The following is a 16,731-nucleotide window of genomic DNA, read 5'->3' as shown; positions in this document are numbered from 1 at the left end:
CGCAAATGCAGCAGCCAATGCGTTCAGGCTGCCGCCTTTGCAGCAGCACGACAGGTTTGCCCTCTGGTTTCCGTCCCCGGCAAAGGATAAGTTCAGGACATCACATACCGGAGGTCACCCATGCTGAATCCGCAAACCCCAGCCGCCACGCCCGCGCTCATCGATCCGGCGTCAAAAGCCTTTCAGAGCCTGCTGGATAAACTGGCCCCCACCGAAGCGACCGTGCTGATCGTCGGCGAAACCGGTACTGGTAAAGAGGTTGTCGCCCGTTACCTGCATCATCATAGTCCGCGTCGTCAGCGGCCGTTTCTCGCCGTTAACTGCGGCGCGCTCAGCGAAAGCCTGGCGGAAGCGGAGCTGTTCGGCCATGAAAAAGGCGCGTTTACCGGCGCGGTGCAAAGCCATCCCGGCTGGTTCGAAGCGGCAGACGGCGGCACGCTGCTGCTGGATGAAATCGGCGAACTTAGCCTGGCGCTCCAGGTGAAGCTCTTGCGCGTCCTGCAGGAACGCGAAATTACCCGCGTCGGCTCGCGTAAAGCGATTAAGGTCGATGTCCGGGTGATCGCCGCCACCCACGTAGACCTGATGCAGGCTATCCGCGAGCGTCGTTTCCGCGAAGACCTCTACTATCGCCTGAATATCGCCATCGTCCCGCTGCCGCCGCTGCGCCAGCGCCGCCAGGATATTCCCGTTCTGGCGGACCATTTCCTTACGCTCTACGCCCGCCGCCTGGGTCGGCCGGTTCGTCGTCTGGCCCCGGAGACGCTGGCAAGGCTGATGGAGTACCCCTGGCCGGGCAATATTCGCGAACTTGAGAACACTCTGCATAATGCGGTATTGCTGAGTAAAGAAGAGGAGATCGCCCCCGCTCAGCTCCGGTTAACCACCCTAAGCGACGCCTCACCGGCGGTAAGCGATAACGAACTGGACGACTTTATTCGTCATCAACTCTCCCTGCCGGGCGAGCCGCTGTGGGAAAGGGTCACCGGGGCGTTGATTCGCGGCGCGATGGCGCAATGCGACGATAACCAAAGCCAGGCCGCAGCGCTGCTCGGCATTAGCCGCCACACGCTGCGCACGCAGCTGGCCAATTTTGGCATCATTAAAAGCCGCCGCCGCCAGGAACCCCTCTTCGGAGCGGCGGTCAATAACGTTTCTCGCGATCGGGAACTGCGCATCGGCTTCCAGCGTTTTGGCAATCTTGGCATTCTGAAGGCGCGGCAAAGTCTGGAGAAAGCCTTTGCCAGCCGCGGCGTCAGCGTGCTGTGGAGCGAGTTTCCCGCCGGGCCGCAGCTCCTGCACGCGCTGGCCTGCGATGAAATCGACTTTGGCACCACCGGCGAAGCGCCGCCGGTTTTCGCTCAGGCCAATAATAGCGAGCTGGTCTACTTCGCCTGGGAACCGCCCGCGCCGCAAAGCGTGGCCATGGTCGTCCCACAGCACAGCGACATTCGCACCATTGCCGACCTGCGCGGCAAGCGTATCGCGCTGAATAAAGGTTCGAACGTGCACTGGCTGCTGCTGCATATTCTGGAAGAGGCTGGGCTGGGATTAAACGACGTTAAAGTGGTCTATATTCCGCCGAAATATCCGCTGACCGCCAGCGACTACCTGGCGGTAGACGCCTGGATGATGTGGGATCCGCTGCTTAGCGACGCGGAAGATAGCGGCGAATTACGGGTAGTAGCCAGCGGCGAGGGGCGCGTCAACAACCATCAGTTCTATCTGTCGCGCCGCGACTACGCCAGCCGCAATAGCGATATTATGCAGCGGCTATTCGCCGAGCTGGCGCAGACCGGGCAGTTTATCGACCAGCATCGGGAAGAAGCCGCGGAGCTGCTCTCCGCCGAGCTGGGTCTTAACGCCGCTTCTCTGACCCGAGCCCTGGCGCGCCGCAGCCATCGCCCGCGCACAATGGACCTTAAAGTGATTCGCGCCCAGCAAAGTATCGCCGATCGGTTTTACGCGCTGGGCCTTATCAACAAACCGGTTTCAGTGCGCGAAGCCGTATGGTACGGCGAAGCCACCAATAGCGATCTCGGCCTGCTGATGCACGTCGATTAGCCGGAAACTGCGAGTCATCTTCCTGATTTTACAGGCGCCAATAGCCTCATCGGCGCGGCGATGTTACCCTAAAAAGCATTGAGAACAGGAACCTAACCCACCAGGCATCATCGTTGCAGACAGTTTGGCCCGAAGAGCGTGCAGAAGCCGGAGCGTAGAGGTAGTACGTGAGGCTTTTGCGCACTGTCCGGCGTCAAACCAGCAAATAAAATAGCCTGATGGGCCAGGTTTTAAGGGGAGAATCGTGGCCGTTCATTTACTCATCGTCGACGCACTTAATCTGATTCGCCGCATCCACGCGGTGCAGGGTTCACCCTGCGTCGATACCTGCTTACATGCCCTCGAGCAGCTGGTGCTCCACAGCCAGCCGACCCACGTGGTGGCGGTATTTGATGACGAAGATCGCGGCCACGGCTGGCGGCACCAGCGCCTGCCCGATTATAAAGCCGGGCGCGCGCCGATGCCGGAAACCCTCGAGGCGGAAATGCCGGCGCTGCGGGCGGCATTTGAGCAGCGCGGGTTTCGTTGCTGGGCGCTCAGCGGCAGCGAAGCCGACGATCTTGCCGCGACTCTGGCGGTTAAGGTGGCGCAGGCCGGGCACCAGGCGACCATCGTTTCAACCGACAAAGGCTACTGCCAGCTGCTGTCGCCGACGATCCGCATCCGCGACTATTTCCAGAAGCGCTGGCTCGACGCGCCGTTTATCGCCAAAGAGTTCGGCGTGACGCCGGATCAGCTACCCGACTACTGGGGGCTGGCGGGCATCAGCAGCTCCAGGGTTCCCGGCGTGGCGGGCATTGGGCCCAAAAGCGCAGCCCAGTTATTAACCGATTTTCAGGATCTGGAAGGGATCTACGCCCGGCTGGCGGACGTGCCGGAGAAGTGGCGTAAAAAGCTGGAAGAACACAAAGAGATGGCCTTCACCTGCCGGGAAATCGCGCGCCTGCAAACCGATTTACAGCTGGATGGCAACCTGCAGCAGCTGCGGCTGGCACGATAGCATCAGGCTACGGAGCGTCCAGCTTCCCGGAGGCGATGCTGCGCATCTGTCCGGGCTACCCAACCGCAGACGGCGGTGAACCGTGGGGACTACCGGCCCGCAGACGGCAGAGTACCTGTAGCCCGGGCAAGGCGCGTCAAGCGCCGCCCCCGGGAGCAGAGCGCAGCGTGGCTGAATTTCCCGGAGGCGATGCTGCGCATCTGTCCGGGCCACCCAACCGCAGACGGCGGTGAACCGTGGGGACTACCGGCCCGCAGACGGCGGAGTACCTGTAGCCCGGGCAAGGCGCGTCCAGCACCGCCCCCGGGACCAAAGTGCACCGTGGCTGAATTTCCCGGAGGCGATGCTGCGCATCTGTCCGGGCTACCCAACCGCAGACGGCGGTGAATGGTGGGGGTTACCCAACCGCAGACGGCGGTAAACCGTGGGGACTACCGGCCCGCAGACGGCGGTGAATCTGTACACCGCAGCCGGCAGAAACGTTCGCGTACGAGATCACTCTTCGATACGCAATCCGTAGGTTTTGAATTTCTCCAGCACGATGGCGATAGCCTCATCATCAAGCACCGGCACCGGATCGATGATGGCCAGGGTGCTGAGATAGAGCTGCGCCAGTACCTCAACTTCATGCGCCAGCCACAGGGCCTTTTCCAGATTCTCTTCACAAGCGATCAGGCCATGGTGCTGCAGCAGGGTCGCTTTGCGATTTTTCAACGCCACGGCCACGTGTTCAGACAGCTCACGAGTACCAAAAGTGGCATAGGGTGCGCAAGGAATGGAGTTACCGCCGGCCGCCGCAATCATATAGTGAATGGCGGGAATGGGACGATTGAGGATCGATACCGCCGTGCAGTGAACCGCATGATTATGCACCACCGCATGAGCATCAGGACGCGTCTGATAAGCCGCCATATGAAAACGCCACTCGCTGGACGGCAGTTTGCCCTGTTCATGCTGACCTTCAGCATCGATATAAACAATGTGCGCTTCCGTCAGCTTTTCATAAGGTATACCGGTTGGTGTGATCAGCATCCCCCCCTGGTACCGCACGCTTACGTTGCCTGCCGTCCCCTGATTTAACCCCAGGCGGGTCATCTCCAGGCAGGTATCAATAATCTGCCGGGCCAGTCTATTACGTTCCATTCTTTACCTCTCTTAATAATGCGCAATACGACAACAGACCGCTCGCCGGGCATGGCGCGCCGACGCTGTTGAATAACTCAAATAATTGCTCACCATCATCATCCCGAATAATCAGAAAGGAATTTACATCCACTGGTTCTGTGATACCCCTCACTTATTTCAGCTTAAAAAAACCGTTTGCTCATTTTTACGTTGTGAAAAAATGCCCGTTATCATCAATAGATTTAAAAACGGTCATTTTACCGATAATGTTAACAACTGACCGTTTTCCACATTATAAATTAAATCGGGCATTCGTTCTGTGGGTTTTAGAATTATCTTTCTCAAACAGTCATGTTTTCCTGATTATTAAAGTGATGATAATCACATAAAATCACTCACCGCATGCTTAGTGTGACCGCCATCATATTAAAAGGCATTTTTTATTTGAAAATGAATTCATGAGTTCATTCCGCGATGTTTATTTCATCATCGTTCTCGTCACAGGAACTCACCTGATTTTTGCGGTCTGGTGGGCAAAGCCGGCTGCTGAATACGCTTCTGAACCAATGAGGATGCTATGGGAAACACAACGATACAAACGCAGAGTTTTCATGCGGTCGAGACAGGGCAAAGCAAGCGCTACATTATTCCCTTTGCCCTGCTGTGCTCGCTATTTTTTCTTTGGGCGGTCGCTAATAATCTTAACGATATTTTATTACCACAATTTCAACAAGCCTTTACCTTAACTAACTTCCAGGCTGGTTTGATTCAATCCGCTTTTTATTTTGGCTATTTTGTTATTCCGATCCCGGCCGGGATCTTGATGAAAAAACTCAGTTACAAAGCCGGCATTATTACCGGGCTATTCTTATACGCTTTTGGCGCCGCGCTATTCTGGCCCGCCGCCGAGGTCATGAATTATACCTTATTCCTGATCGGCCTGTTTATTATTGCGGCGGGGTTAGGCTGTTTAGAAACTGCAGCAAACCCTTTTGTTACCGTGTTAGGGCCAGAAAGCGGCGGCCACTTCCGGCTTAATCTGGCGCAGACCTTTAACTCTTTTGGCGCCATTATTGCGGTGGTCTTTGGGCAAAGCCTTATTTTGTCTAACGTGCCGCATCAATCGCAGGATGTACTCGATAAAATGGATCCGGAGCAGCTTAGCGCTTATAAGCACAGCCTGGTGCTCTCGGTGCAAACCCCCTATATGATCATCGTCGCGGTTGTCTTACTGGTCGCTCTGTTGATTATGTTGACCAAATTTCCGGCCCTGCAGAGCGACGACCACAGTGATGCCAACCAGAGTTCCTTCTCCGCTTCTCTTGCCCGCCTGGTGCGCGTTCGCCACTGGCGCTGGGCGGTGCTGGCGCAGTTTTGCTACGTCGGCGCACAAACCGCCTGCTGGAGCTATCTGATTCGCTACGCCATCGAAGAGATCCCCGGCATGACGCCCGGTTTCGCCGCCAACTATTTGACCGGCACTATGGTGTGCTTCTTTATCGGCCGTTTCTCCGGCACCTGGCTCATCAGCCGCTTCGCGCCGCATAAAGTGCTGGCGGCCTATGCCCTGCTCGCCATGCTCCTGTGCCTGATCTCCGCTTTCAGCGGCGGCCATGTGGGCCTGCTGGCCTTGACGCTGTGCAGCGCCTTTATGTCGATTCAGTATCCGACCATCTTCTCGCTGGGCATCAAGAATCTGGGGCAGGACACCAAATACGGCTCCTCGTTTATCGTCATGACCATTATTGGTGGCGGCATCGTCACTCCGGTTATGGGCTTTGTCAGCGACGCCGCCGGCAACATCCCTACCGCCGAGCTGGTACCGGCGCTGTGCTTTGCCGTCATCTTCATCTTTGCCCGTTTCCGTTCGCAAACGGCAGCTAACTAAACATTTATCCGCATAACGTGAGGGATCTGGAATGAAAAAAATCAGTTTACCGAAAATTGGCATTCGCCCGGTGATCGATGGACGCCGCATGGGGGTACGCGAGTCGCTGGAAGAGCAAACCATGAATATGGCGAAGGCTACCGCTGCGCTGATTACGGAAAAGCTGCGCCACGCCTGCGGCGCGCAGATCGAGTGCGTCATCGCCGATAGCTGCATTGCAGGGATGGCAGAATCCGCCGCCTGCGAAGAGAAATTCAGCAGCCAGAACGTCGGCGTCACCATCACCGTCACCCCCTGCTGGTGCTACGGCAGCGAAACTATCGATATGGACCCGATGCGGCCAAAAGCTATCTGGGGCTTTAACGGCACCGAGCGACCAGGCGCGGTTTACCTTGCGGCAGCGCTGGCAGCTCACAGCCAGAAGGGCATCCCGGCGTTCTCCATATACGGCCACGACGTACAGGACGCCGACGACACCTCCATTCCGTCTGATGTTGAAGAAAAACTGCTGCGCTTTGCCCGCGCCGGTTTAGCGGTCGCCAGCATGAAGGGCAAAAGCTATCTTTCCGTCGGCGGCGTATCGATGGGAATCGCCGGTTCTATCGTCGATCACAACTTCTTCGAGTCCTGGCTCGGTATGAAGGTCCAGGCGGTGGATATGACCGAACTGCGCCGCCGTATCGATCAGAAAATCTATGATGAAAGCGAGCTGGAAATGGCGCTGGCGTGGGCGGATAAAACCTTCCGCTACGGCGAAGACCAGAACGCGCAGCAGTATAAACGTAATGCCGAGCAGAGCCGCGCGGTACTCAAAGAGAGCCTGCTGATGGCGATGTGCATTCGCGACATGATGCAGGGCAACAAGAAGCTGGCGGAAAAAGGACTGGTCGAAGAGTCGCTTGGCTACAACGCCATTGCCGCAGGCTTCCAGGGCCAGCGTCACTGGACCGATCAATACCCTAACGGCGACACCGCCGAAGCGCTGCTTAACAGCTCGTTCGACTGGAATGGCGTACGCGAACCCTTCGTTGTCGCCACGGAAAACGACAGCCTCAACGGCGTGGCGATGCTGATGGGCCATCAGCTGACCGGTACCGCCCAGGTGTTTGCCGACGTGCGTACCTACTGGTCGCCGGAAGCGGTAGAACGCGTCACCGGCCAGCCGCTCACCGGGCTGGCGGAACACGGCATTATCCATCTGATCAACTCCGGATCGGCGGCGCTGGACGGCGCCTGCAAACAGCGCGATGCGGATGGCAAGCCAACCATGAAGCCGCACTGGGAAATCAGCCAGCAGGAGGCCGACGCCTGCCTCGCCGCCACCGAATGGTGCCCGGCGATTCATGAATATTTCCGCGGCGGCGGCTTCTCCTCCCGCTTTCTGACCGAAGGCGGCGTGCCCTTTACCATGACTCGCGTGAATATCATTAAAGGCCTTGGCCCGGTTCTGCAAATCGCCGAAGGCTGGAGCGTGGAACTACCGAAAGAGATGCACGATCGGCTGGATGCCCGCACCAACTCCACCTGGCCCACCACCTGGTTTGCGCCGCGCCTGACCGGTAAGGGCCCGTTCTCCGACGTCTACTCGGTGATGGCGAACTGGGGCGCTAACCACGGCGTGCTGACCATCGGCCACGTTGGCGCCGACTTTATCACTCTGGCGTCTATGCTGCGGATCCCGGTATGCATGCATAACGTAGAAGAGGCGAAAATTTACCGCCCGTCCAGCTGGGCTGCGCACGGGATGGATAGCGAAGGCCAGGATTACCGCGCCTGCCAGAACTACGGCCCGCTGTACAAACGTTAAAAATGCCTGATGGCGCTGCGCTTATTCGGCCTACGGATGATAACGTCTCCGTAGGCTGGATGAGGCGTTTACGCCGCCATCCGGCAATGTCTCGGGAGAGATTATGAAGAATGAAGTCATCCTGGTTCTCGACTGCGGCGCCACCAACGTCAGGGCGATTGCCGTTGATCGCCAGGGGAATATTATCGCCCGCGCCGCAACGGCTAACGCCAGCGATATCGCCATGGAGAACAGCGCATGGCACCAGTGGTCGCTGGAGGCCATCCTGCAACGCTTCGCCGAGTGCTGTCGGCAGATTGGCGATGCGCTCTCATCCTGCACGGTTCGCGGCATCACGGTCACCACCTTCGGCGTGGACGGCGCGCTGGTGGATGAACAGGGCAAGCTGCTCTATCCGGTCATCAGTTGGAAATGCCCGCGAACCGCAGCGGTGATGGACAATATCGGCCGCTTTATGCCCGCGCAGCAGCTCCAGCAGATCGCCGGCGTCGGCGCATTTGGTTTTAACACCCTCTATAAGCTGATATGGCTGCAAGAAAACCACCCGCAGCTGCTGGAGCAGGCCCATGCCTGGCTATTCATCTCCTCGCTGATCAACCAGCGCCTGACCGGGGAATTCACGACCGATATCACCATGGCGGGTACCAGCCAGATGCTGGATATCCACCAGCGAGATTTCAGCGCGCAGATTCTGCAGGCGACGGGATTGCCGCGCCGCCTGTTTCCCCGGCTGGTGGAGGCGGGCCAGCAGATTGGTACCCTGCAAAACGATGCCGCGAAGATGCTGGGATTACCCGCCGGGATCCCGGTTATCTCCGCCGGGCACGATACCCAGTTCGCGCTGTTTGGCGCCGGCGCGGAGCAGGATGAACCGGTGCTCTCTTCCGGTACGTGGGAAATTTTGATGGTGCGCAGCGTTCAGGTGAATACGCCGCTGCTCAGCCACTATGCGGGATCGACCTGCGAACTGGATAGCCAGCCGGGATGCTATAACCCCGGTATGCAGTGGCTGGCTTCAGGCGTGCTGGAGTGGGTACGCCAGCTGCTGTGGACGCCAGAAACGCCGTGGCGCACGCTGATTGAAGAAGCGCGCGTCATTCCCGTCGGTTCTGAGGGGGTAAGGATGCAGTGCGATCTGCTCTCCTGCCGGAATGCGGGCTGGCAGGGCGTCACGCTGAATACCACTCGCGGCCATTTCTATCGCGCCGCGCTGGAAGGATTAGCCGAACAGCTGGCGCGTAACCTGCAAACGCTACAAAAAATCGGCCATTTTAACGCCAGCGAACTGCTGCTGGTCGGCGGCGGCAGCCGCAACGCGCTGTGGAATCAGATCAAAGCCAATACGCTCGATATGCCTGTCAAAGTACTGGATGACGCCGAAACCACCGTGGCTGGCGCCGCCATGTTTGGCTGGTACGGCGTCGGTGAATTCCACAGCCCTGAACAGGCCAGAGCGCAGGTGAGCTATCAGTATCGCTATTTTTACCCGCAAACCGAACCCGAACTGATTGAGGGAGTATGAGATGCTAAAAACGATTTCCCCGTTAATATCGCCGGAGCTACTGAAAGTCCTGGCGGAAATGGGGCACGGAGATGAGATCGTCTTTTCCGATGCCCACTTCCCGGCGCACAGCATGGGTCCACAGGTCATTCGCGCCGACGGTCTGCGGGTAAACGACCTGCTGCAGGCGATTATTCCGCTGTTTGAGTTAGACAGCTACGCTCCGCCGTTGGTGATGATGGCCGCCGTGGAAGGCGACACCCTCGACCCGCAGGTCGAAACGCGCTATCGCGAGGCGCTTTCCGCCGCCGCGCCCTGCCCTGAGATCGCCCGCATTGACCGCTTTGCTTTCTACGAGCGGGCGCAAAAAGCCTTTGCGATCGTTATCACAGGTGAGCGCGCTAAGTACGGGAATATTCTTTTAAAAAAAGGAGTAACGCCGTAATCTCATGCCGCAGCGCCCGTCTGGTGCGGGCGCTCAGCGAACGCCAGGGTGAGAAAAATGAAAGCGGCACGACAGCAAGCGATACTAGACCTGCTCATAAACCATAATAGTCTGACCACCGAAGCCTTATCGCTACAGCTTAACGTCAGCAGAGAAACCATCCGCCGCGATCTCAGCGAGCTTCAGTCCCAGGGAAAAGTACTGCGTAACCACGGTCGGGCAAAAGTCATTCACCGGCAAAGCCAGGACAGCGGCGACCCTTTTCATATTCGTTTAAAAAGCCACTATGCGCACAAAGCGGATATCGCCCGCGAGGCGCTGGCCTGGATAGACGAAGGGATGGTTATCGCCCTCGATGCCAGTTCCACCTGCTGGTACCTGGCTCGCCAGCTACCTGATCTCAACCTTCACGTTTTTACCAACAGTCAGCCGATATGCCAGGAGCTGAGCAAGCGAGAGAACATTCAGCTCACCTGCTCCGGGGGGACGCTTCAGCGTAAATACGGCTGTTACGTGAGTTCATCGCTTATCTCCCAGCTCAAATCGCTGGAGATCGATCTGTTCATTTTTTCCTGCGAAGGTATCGACAGCGGCGGCGCGCTCTGGGATTCAAATACGGTCAACGCCGAGTTCAAATCGCTGCTGCTTAAGCGCGCCTCGCAATCGCTTTTGCTGATTGATAAGAGCAAGTTTAATCGTTCAGGGGAGGCCCGAATTGGCCATCTGGATGATGTGACGCATATTGTTTCGGACGTGTCGCAGTCGTAACGGCTATTGCAGCGCCGGATAGCGGCTTAGAGCCTATCCCAATAGGCGTTATTGGTGCAGTCAGTTTGAACACGGACAGCGCGGAAGAACCGGAGCGTACACGTAGTACGTGAGGATTCTGAGCACTGCCCAGGTTCAAAATGGCAAACAAAATAGCCCTAATGGGATAGGCTCTTAGTGCCTTATCCGGCCTACAAAAGCGGCTAAACTAGCGTTCGTCGCGGCGACCGCCGACGGCAGCCCACAGGCGACGAACGTGAACCGTCACCTCTTCGCGATCGTGATACAGCTGGCGCGCCTGGATTTGCGCGTTGATGCCGTGCTCATCCAGCTGCTCCTGGATATAGGCCAGGTTGCGCGACAGCTCTTCATAGCGCTTTTTCATCGGCAGCTTAAGGTTAAAGATGGTTTCACGGCACCAGCCGTTCACCAGCCACTGCGCCATCAGCGCAACCACTTTCGCCGGCTTCTCCACCATATCGCACACCATCCACGAGATGTTGTTGCGCGTTGGGCGGTACTTGAAGCCATCTTCGCGCAGCCAGGTCACCTGGCCGGTATCCATCAGGCTTTGCGCCATCGGGCCGTTATCCACCGAGGAGACCCACATATTGCGTTTCACCAGCTGATAGGTCCAGCCGCCGGGGCAGGCGCCGAGATCCACGGCGTACATACCGTTCGCCAGGCGCTCGTCCCACTCATCCGCCGGAATAAAGACGTGAAACGCCTCTTCCAGCTTGAGAGTCGAGCGGCTCGGCGCATCGGCCGGAAACTTGAGGCGCGGAATGCCCATATAGAACGGTGAGTTGTTGTTAGACAACGAATAGCCGGTGTAGCAGCAGCCCGGCGCGATAAAGAAAACGTGCACCACCGGACGTTTTGTCGTTTCATAGCTGGTCAGCACGCCCGCTTCGCGCAGCGCAGCGCGCAGCGGTACCGTAAACTTGCGGCAGAACTTCATCAGCTCTTTGCTTTCGTTGGTATCGGCGACCTCTACGCGCAGCTCGCCGCCCTTTTCCACAACGCCCTGCAGCATACCGACGATTGGGGAAATCCGGTCTTCCGGCGGCAGATCGCGCAGCAGTTCGCCGACCACAAACATCTGGCGGGCAAATACCAGCGAGCTGAACGGCAGTTCGCGCACCAGCTTTTCGCCATCTTCAGCCTGATAGCACTCAAAAATCACATAGCCGGAGTCATCTTTGACCCGGGCAAAACCAAATACTTCAAGGCGCGAGGCCTTATCGGTAATTTCTGCTGCGCACTCTTTCTCAAACCCAGGGCGACAATAGAGGACAACTTTATTCATGAACAACGCCCTTACGTTTCAGACGAATTGCACCAATTAACATTAATACCCAACCGGCGAGGAAGCAGACGCCCCCTACCGGCGTAACGAACGCCCACAGGCGTAAATGCGATAGCGCCAGGCAGTAGAGGCTGCCGCTAAAAAGAACGGTACCAAGCGCCATAAAGACGCTGCTCCAGTAAAACCAGATGCTGATGCGGCGCTGCATCGCCACCGCCAGGCCAAAAATAGCCAGCGTATGGAAAGCCTGATACTGCAGGCCGGTGTGGATCCAGCCCATTTCCGCAACGCCCATCGTTTTACTTAAAACGTGCGCGCCAAACGCGCCCAAAGCCACAAAGATAAAACCGCTTATCGCGGCGAATATCAGCATAAAACGGCTGGTCATGTGTTTACCCTACGATGATTTATTGTTCATAACGAAAGCGAAATTTTTCTTGTTCATTAGCCGCTTTTGCCAGAATCCACTGGCGGAAGGCGGCTATTTTACCCAGTTCTGCCTGACTGTCATGACAAACGAGATAAAACGCATTCTTACTGACCAGAACATCATTAAACGGGCAGACCAGTCGGCCTGCCTCAATCTCGGACTGCGCCATCACATTGTTGGCCAGCGCGACCCCCTGTCCATGGATTGCCGCCTGCAGCACCATTGCGCTGTGGCTAAAAATAGGTCCCTGTTGAACATTGATATGGTTTAGACCCAGCTGACGGGTATAAGTTTGCCAGTCGCGGCGGGAAGCGTCGTGCAGCAGGGTATGTTGCGCCAGATCGGCAGGCGTTTTCAACGCTTTATCGCCGGTAAGTAAGAGCGGGGAACATACCGGAAGCAGATATTCGGCGTACAGTTTTTCCACGCGCAGCCCCGGCCAGTTGCCGCGGCCATAAAAAATCGCCACGTCGACATCGTCGGCCAGCTTATCTTCCTGGCGGTCCACCGCCTGGATTCTGACATCAATTCCCGGATAAGCTGAATTAAAGCTTGTCAGCCTCGGCACCAGCCACTGGATGGCAAAACTGGGGAGCATACTGACGGTTAAGGCCCCTTTTGCGCTTCGGGCCTGAAGCTTGCGGGTCGCTTCGGTGAGCTGCGAAAAAATCTCTTTGATATCCTGAAAATAGCTCTGCCCCTCCTCCGTTAAAAGAAGAGAACGATTGCGTCGACGGAACAGCTTGAGGCCGAGGAAATCCTCCAGGGACTTGATTTGGTGGCTGACTGCGGCCTGCGTCACAAAAAGCTCATCGGCGGCGCGAGTGAAGCTAAGGTGGCGGGCGGCTGCATCAAAAACACGTAATGCATTCAGAGGTGGCAAACGCTTGGACATAGTTATTCTGGCTTAGATGTTAAGGCAATTTAACAAATAGGAAACAACAGTTAACCTATTAGTTTTTTTTATCTGAGCTATTATAATTTGTCCGTTGAGCTTCTACCAGCAAATACCTATAGTGGCGGCACTTCCTGAGCCGGAACGAAGAGCTTTTTTTGGAATGCGTGTTCCAACAAGCTTTTGGCTTACGGTTGTGATGTTGTGTTGTTGTGTTTGCAATTGGTCCGGGTTTGCGGACCATGGTAGCGAAGCTACCCCTTTTCACTTCCTGTACATTTACCCTGTCTGTCCATAGTGATTTAATGTAGCACCGCACTGCGCGGTGCTTTTTTTTGCCTGCTATACCTGAATCAGTTATCCAGCTCGCCCAGCTGTTTGACGTCAGAACGGTTAATCTGCTGCTTGTTACCCCAGGCATCTTTGTACGAAATCATGCCAGTATCATTGTCCGTTTGCGGTTTACCGTCGGTGACGATGGTGCGCCCATCGTTAGTGTGCATCACGTAGTTAGAGGAACAGGCGCTCAGGCCAAAGGTCAGCACACAGGCAGAAATAATGGCGGCAGTCTTATTCATTTTCATCTTTCTCTCCTTACGACTATTTATACTGTTTATGATTCGTTCTGTACCAGGTTAAAACACAAACCCAACACTATTTAGCATAACCATCTTTCACGCCGGCGAATTCATATTCAGAAAATTCCAGTAGTTAGCAGAAAACTTGTATCACCCGCTGATTTGCGCGACGATCCTGGTATCGATACGAGGAGTCTCATGAACGCATTCAACCCCGCCCAATTTCGCGCTCAGTTTCCGGCGCTGACCGACGCTGGCGTCTATCTTGATAGCGCAGCGACGGCGCTCAAGCCGCTGGCGGTCATTGAGGCCAGCGACCAGTTCTATCGCCTCAGCGGCGGTAACGTCCACCGTAGCCAGTTTGCTGCCGCCCGGCAGCTAACCGACCGCTATGAAAACGCGCGCGAACGCGTGGCGGCGCTGCTCAACGCCCCTTCCGGCCAGGATATCGTCTGGACGCGCGGCACCACTGAAGCCATTAACATGGTGGCGCAATGCTACGTGCGCCCGCGCCTGAAGCCCGGCGATGAGATTATCGTCAGCGAAGCGGAACATCATGCCAATCTGGTGCCGTGGTTAATGGTTGCAGAGCAAACCGGCGCGAGGATAGTGAAGCTACCGATCGCTCCCGATCGCCTGCCGGACGTGGCCGCGCTTGGCGCGCTCATCACGCCGCGCAGCCGGGTGCTGGCGATTGGCCAGATGTCCAACGTCACCGGCGGTTGTCCGGATTTGGCGCAGGCGATTCGCCTGGCCCACGATGCCGGGATGGTGGTAATGGTCGACGGCGCGCAGGGGGCGGTGCATTTCCCGGCGGACGTTCAGACGCTGGATATCGACTTTTATGCTTTTTCGGGCCATAAGCTCTACGGGCCGACCGGCATCGGCGCGCTGTATGGCAAAAGCGAACGGCTGGCGAAAATGTCGCCGTGGCTCGGCGGCGGTAAAATGATCGCCGAAGTCACTTTCGACGGCTTTAAAACCCAGCCCGCGCCCTGGCGTTTCGAAGCGGGAACGCCCAATATCGCCGGGGTGATTGGCCTGAGCGCAGCGCTGGAGTGGCTGGACGAGACGGATATCGCACAGGCGGAAAACTGGAGCCGTGGGCTGGCGACGCTGGCGGAAGAGGAGCTGGCGAAACGTCCGGGATTCCGTTCGTTCCGCTGCCAGGACGCCAGCCTGCTGGCGTTTGATTTTGACGGCGTTCACCATAGCGATATGGTGACGCTGCTGGCGGAATCGGGGATTGCGCTGCGCGCCGGTCAGCACTGCGCTCAGCCGCTGCTGGCGGCGCTTGGCGTCAGCGGTACCCTGCGGGCCTCATTCGCGCCTTATAACACGCAGGACGATGTTTACGCGCTGGTGCACGCCGTGGACCGCGCTCTGGAAATACTGGTGGATTAATGACGACTTCTCACCCTTTTGGTACCCGCATCACCAAAGCGACCCTTCTCCAGACGTTTACCCCGCTCAGCCAGTGGGAGGATAAATACCGCCAGCTAATTTTACTGGGTAAGCAGCTCCCTGCGCTGCCGGACGACCTCAAAGCGCGGGCCAAAGAGATTGCCGGTTGTGAAAACCGCGTCTGGCTGGGACACTTCATTGACGTCGACGGTAAGCTGCATTTCTTCGGCGATAGCGAAGGCCGTATCGTACGCGGCATGCTGGCGGTGCTGTTGACCGCCATTGAAGGCAAAAGCGCCGCTGATCTGCTGGCGCAGGATCCGCTGGCGCTATTTGATGCGCTGGGGCTGCGCGGCCAGCTGAGCGCCTCGCGCAGCCAGGGGCTCAACGCTCTGAGTGAGGCGGTGCTCGCCGCCGCCCGCGAGGTTGAGGTTTAAGCTCATCCCGGGGGCGGCGCTTGACGCGCCTTGCCGGGCTACGGGTTCGTGCCGTTTTGTCGCCCGGCCAGGTGCGCAGCACCGCCTCCGGGGAATTGTCTTGTAGACCGGGTAAGGCGCCTGCGCCGCGACCCGGGAATTTACGCCGTCTGCCGCTCCGCCTTCGCCAGCATTTTCTTCAGCGCATGGGAGACGGCGACAAAGCCAAAGGTTGCGGTTACCATCGTCGCGGCGCCAAACCCGGATGCGCAATCCATTCGCTTCGGCCCCTCAGCGGTGCTTTTCATCGCACAAACGCTGCCGTCCGCCTGCGGATAAACCAGCGCTTCGGTGGAAAACACGCAATCCACGCCGAGCTTACCTTTGCTGTTCTTCACCACCCCAAACTGGCTCTTCAAACGCTCACGCAGCTTTGCCGCCAGCGGATCCTGGATGGTTTTCGCCAGATCGGCGACCTGAATTTGCGTCGGATCGATTTGTCCGCCCGCGCCGCCGGTGGTGACCAGCGGCACCTTATGGCGACGACAGTAAGCGATTAACGCCGCTTTCGGGCGCACGCTGTCGATGGCATCGATCACATAGCTAAAGCCAACGCCCAGATACTCGGCGACGTTTTCCGGAGTGATAAAATCGTCCACCACCGTCACCCGGCACTCGGGGTTAATCAGGCGAATGCGTTCCGCCATCACCTCGGCTTTCGCCAGACCTACGTTGCCGCCAAGGGCGTGGATCTGGCGATTGGTGTTGGTCACGCAGACATCATCCATATCGATGAGGGTAATCGCGCCAATTCCGGTTCTCGCCAGCGCTTCCGCCGCCCATGAGCCTACGCCGCCGATGCCGACCACGCAGACGTGCGCGTCGGCAAAACATTGCAGCGCCTTTTCACCATATAAACGCGCCGTGCCGCCAAAGCGCTGGCGCCAGGCATCGCTAATTACAACAGACATATAACCTCAAAATAAGTGGACATTCCCGGGTCGCGAGGCAAGGGCCTTACCCGGGCAACAAAATCAGCCATCGTTCCGGGAAATATTCCCGGATTACGTCGTCAATGGCTTATTCAGGCGACCGTAGCCC

General features: G+C 57.4%; 15 protein-coding genes. 9 read left to right on the top strand and 6 right to left on the bottom strand.

What is annotated here, in order from left to right; genetic code table 11:
• Positions 1-120: 120 nt before the first annotated feature.
• The gene (locus ABLV11_RS08465) at positions 121-2,064 is read left to right on the top strand and encodes a sigma-54-dependent Fis family transcriptional regulator (protein WP_348855280.1); all 1,944 of its coding nucleotides are present in this window, start codon (positions 121-123) and stop codon (positions 2,062-2,064) included.
• Between the two features lie 244 nt (positions 2,065-2,308).
• Positions 2,309-3,064 carry a flap endonuclease Xni gene (gene xni, locus ABLV11_RS08460; RefSeq protein WP_126489493.1) on the top strand — a complete coding sequence of 252 codons (756 nt, stop codon included), beginning with the start codon at positions 2,309-2,311 and terminating at the stop codon, positions 3,062-3,064.
• A 495-nt stretch (positions 3,065-3,559) separates the two neighbouring features.
• Here xni and fucA read toward each other — a convergent pair whose 3' ends face one another.
• A complete protein-coding gene (gene fucA / locus ABLV11_RS08455; RefSeq protein ID WP_004114950.1) occupies positions 3,560-4,207 on the bottom strand; it encodes an L-fuculose-phosphate aldolase in 648 nt (215 codons plus the stop codon).
• Positions 4,208-4,766: 559 nt separating this feature from the next.
• Between fucA and fucP the strand changes: the two genes are divergently transcribed.
• From fucP to fucR, 5 genes are all read left to right on the top strand, one after another.
• Positions 4,767-6,077, top strand: coding sequence for an L-fucose:H+ symporter permease (gene fucP / locus ABLV11_RS08450; RefSeq protein ID WP_224330697.1), 1,311 nt, complete (start codon positions 4,767-4,769; stop codon positions 6,075-6,077).
• A gap of 31 nt (positions 6,078-6,108) precedes the next feature.
• On the top strand, positions 6,109-7,884 hold the full coding sequence (gene fucI / locus ABLV11_RS08445) for an L-fucose isomerase (RefSeq protein WP_023321544.1): 1,776 nt from the start codon (positions 6,109-6,111) through the stop codon (positions 7,882-7,884).
• A 103-nt stretch (positions 7,885-7,987) separates the two neighbouring features.
• Complete coding sequence (gene fucK / locus ABLV11_RS08440; protein ID WP_348855279.1) at positions 7,988-9,406, top strand: L-fuculokinase; 1,419 nt, start codon at positions 7,988-7,990, stop codon at positions 9,404-9,406.
• Position 9,407: 1 nt separating this feature from the next.
• Positions 9,408-9,830: an L-fucose mutarotase gene (gene fucU / locus ABLV11_RS08435; protein ID WP_049593578.1), complete on the top strand. Its 423-nt coding sequence runs from the start codon at positions 9,408-9,410 to the stop codon at positions 9,828-9,830.
• A 57-nt stretch (positions 9,831-9,887) separates the two neighbouring features.
• Positions 9,888-10,598 (top strand): L-fucose operon activator, encoded by a 711-nt coding sequence (gene fucR / locus ABLV11_RS08430; RefSeq protein ID WP_004105071.1) that lies wholly within the window; start codon positions 9,888-9,890, stop codon positions 10,596-10,598.
• A gap of 208 nt (positions 10,599-10,806) precedes the next feature.
• Here fucR and rlmM read toward each other — a convergent pair whose 3' ends face one another.
• The 4 genes from rlmM to ABLV11_RS08410 form a co-directional block, all read right to left on the bottom strand.
• On the bottom strand, positions 10,807-11,907 hold the full coding sequence (rlmM, locus tag ABLV11_RS08425; protein WP_348855278.1) for a 23S rRNA (cytidine(2498)-2'-O)-methyltransferase RlmM: 1,101 nt from the start codon (positions 11,905-11,907) through the stop codon (positions 10,807-10,809).
• Positions 11,900-12,295, bottom strand: a complete 396-nt coding sequence (locus ABLV11_RS08420) for a DUF423 domain-containing protein (RefSeq protein WP_004105073.1) — start codon at positions 12,293-12,295, stop codon at positions 11,900-11,902. The genes rlmM and ABLV11_RS08420 overlap by 8 nt, the downstream gene beginning before the upstream one ends.
• A gap of 19 nt (positions 12,296-12,314) precedes the next feature.
• Entirely contained in the window at positions 12,315-13,232 is a 918-nt protein-coding gene (gene gcvA, locus ABLV11_RS08415) for a glycine cleavage system transcriptional regulator GcvA (protein ID WP_004114967.1), read from the bottom strand.
• Positions 13,233-13,585: 353 nt separating this feature from the next.
• A complete protein-coding gene (locus ABLV11_RS08410; protein ID WP_024274638.1) occupies positions 13,586-13,810 on the bottom strand; it encodes a YgdI/YgdR family lipoprotein in 225 nt (74 codons plus the stop codon).
• Positions 13,811-14,008: 198 nt separating this feature from the next.
• Between ABLV11_RS08410 and csdA the strand changes: the two genes are divergently transcribed.
• Both csdA and csdE read left to right on the top strand, forming a co-directional pair.
• Positions 14,009-15,214 (top strand): cysteine desulfurase CsdA, encoded by a 1,206-nt coding sequence (gene csdA, locus ABLV11_RS08405; RefSeq protein WP_016809881.1) that lies wholly within the window; start codon positions 14,009-14,011, stop codon positions 15,212-15,214.
• Complete coding sequence (csdE, locus tag ABLV11_RS08400) at positions 15,214-15,651, top strand: cysteine desulfurase sulfur acceptor subunit CsdE (RefSeq protein WP_126489495.1); 438 nt, start codon at positions 15,214-15,216, stop codon at positions 15,649-15,651. The genes csdA and csdE overlap by 1 nt, the downstream gene beginning before the upstream one ends.
• A gap of 140 nt (positions 15,652-15,791) precedes the next feature.
• Here the strand turns inward: csdE and tcdA are convergent, their stop codons facing one another.
• Positions 15,792-16,601, bottom strand: coding sequence for a tRNA cyclic N6-threonylcarbamoyladenosine(37) synthase TcdA (gene tcdA, locus ABLV11_RS08395; RefSeq protein WP_004105082.1), 810 nt, complete (start codon positions 16,599-16,601; stop codon positions 15,792-15,794).
• Positions 16,602-16,731 lie beyond the last annotated feature (130 nt).

Source organism: Klebsiella sp. GW_Kp181 (genome assembly GCF_040062315.1).
Classification (GTDB): domain Bacteria; phylum Pseudomonadota; class Gammaproteobacteria; order Enterobacterales; family Enterobacteriaceae; genus Klebsiella; species Klebsiella oxytoca.
This window is presented reverse-complemented; position numbering and strand designations above follow the sequence as displayed.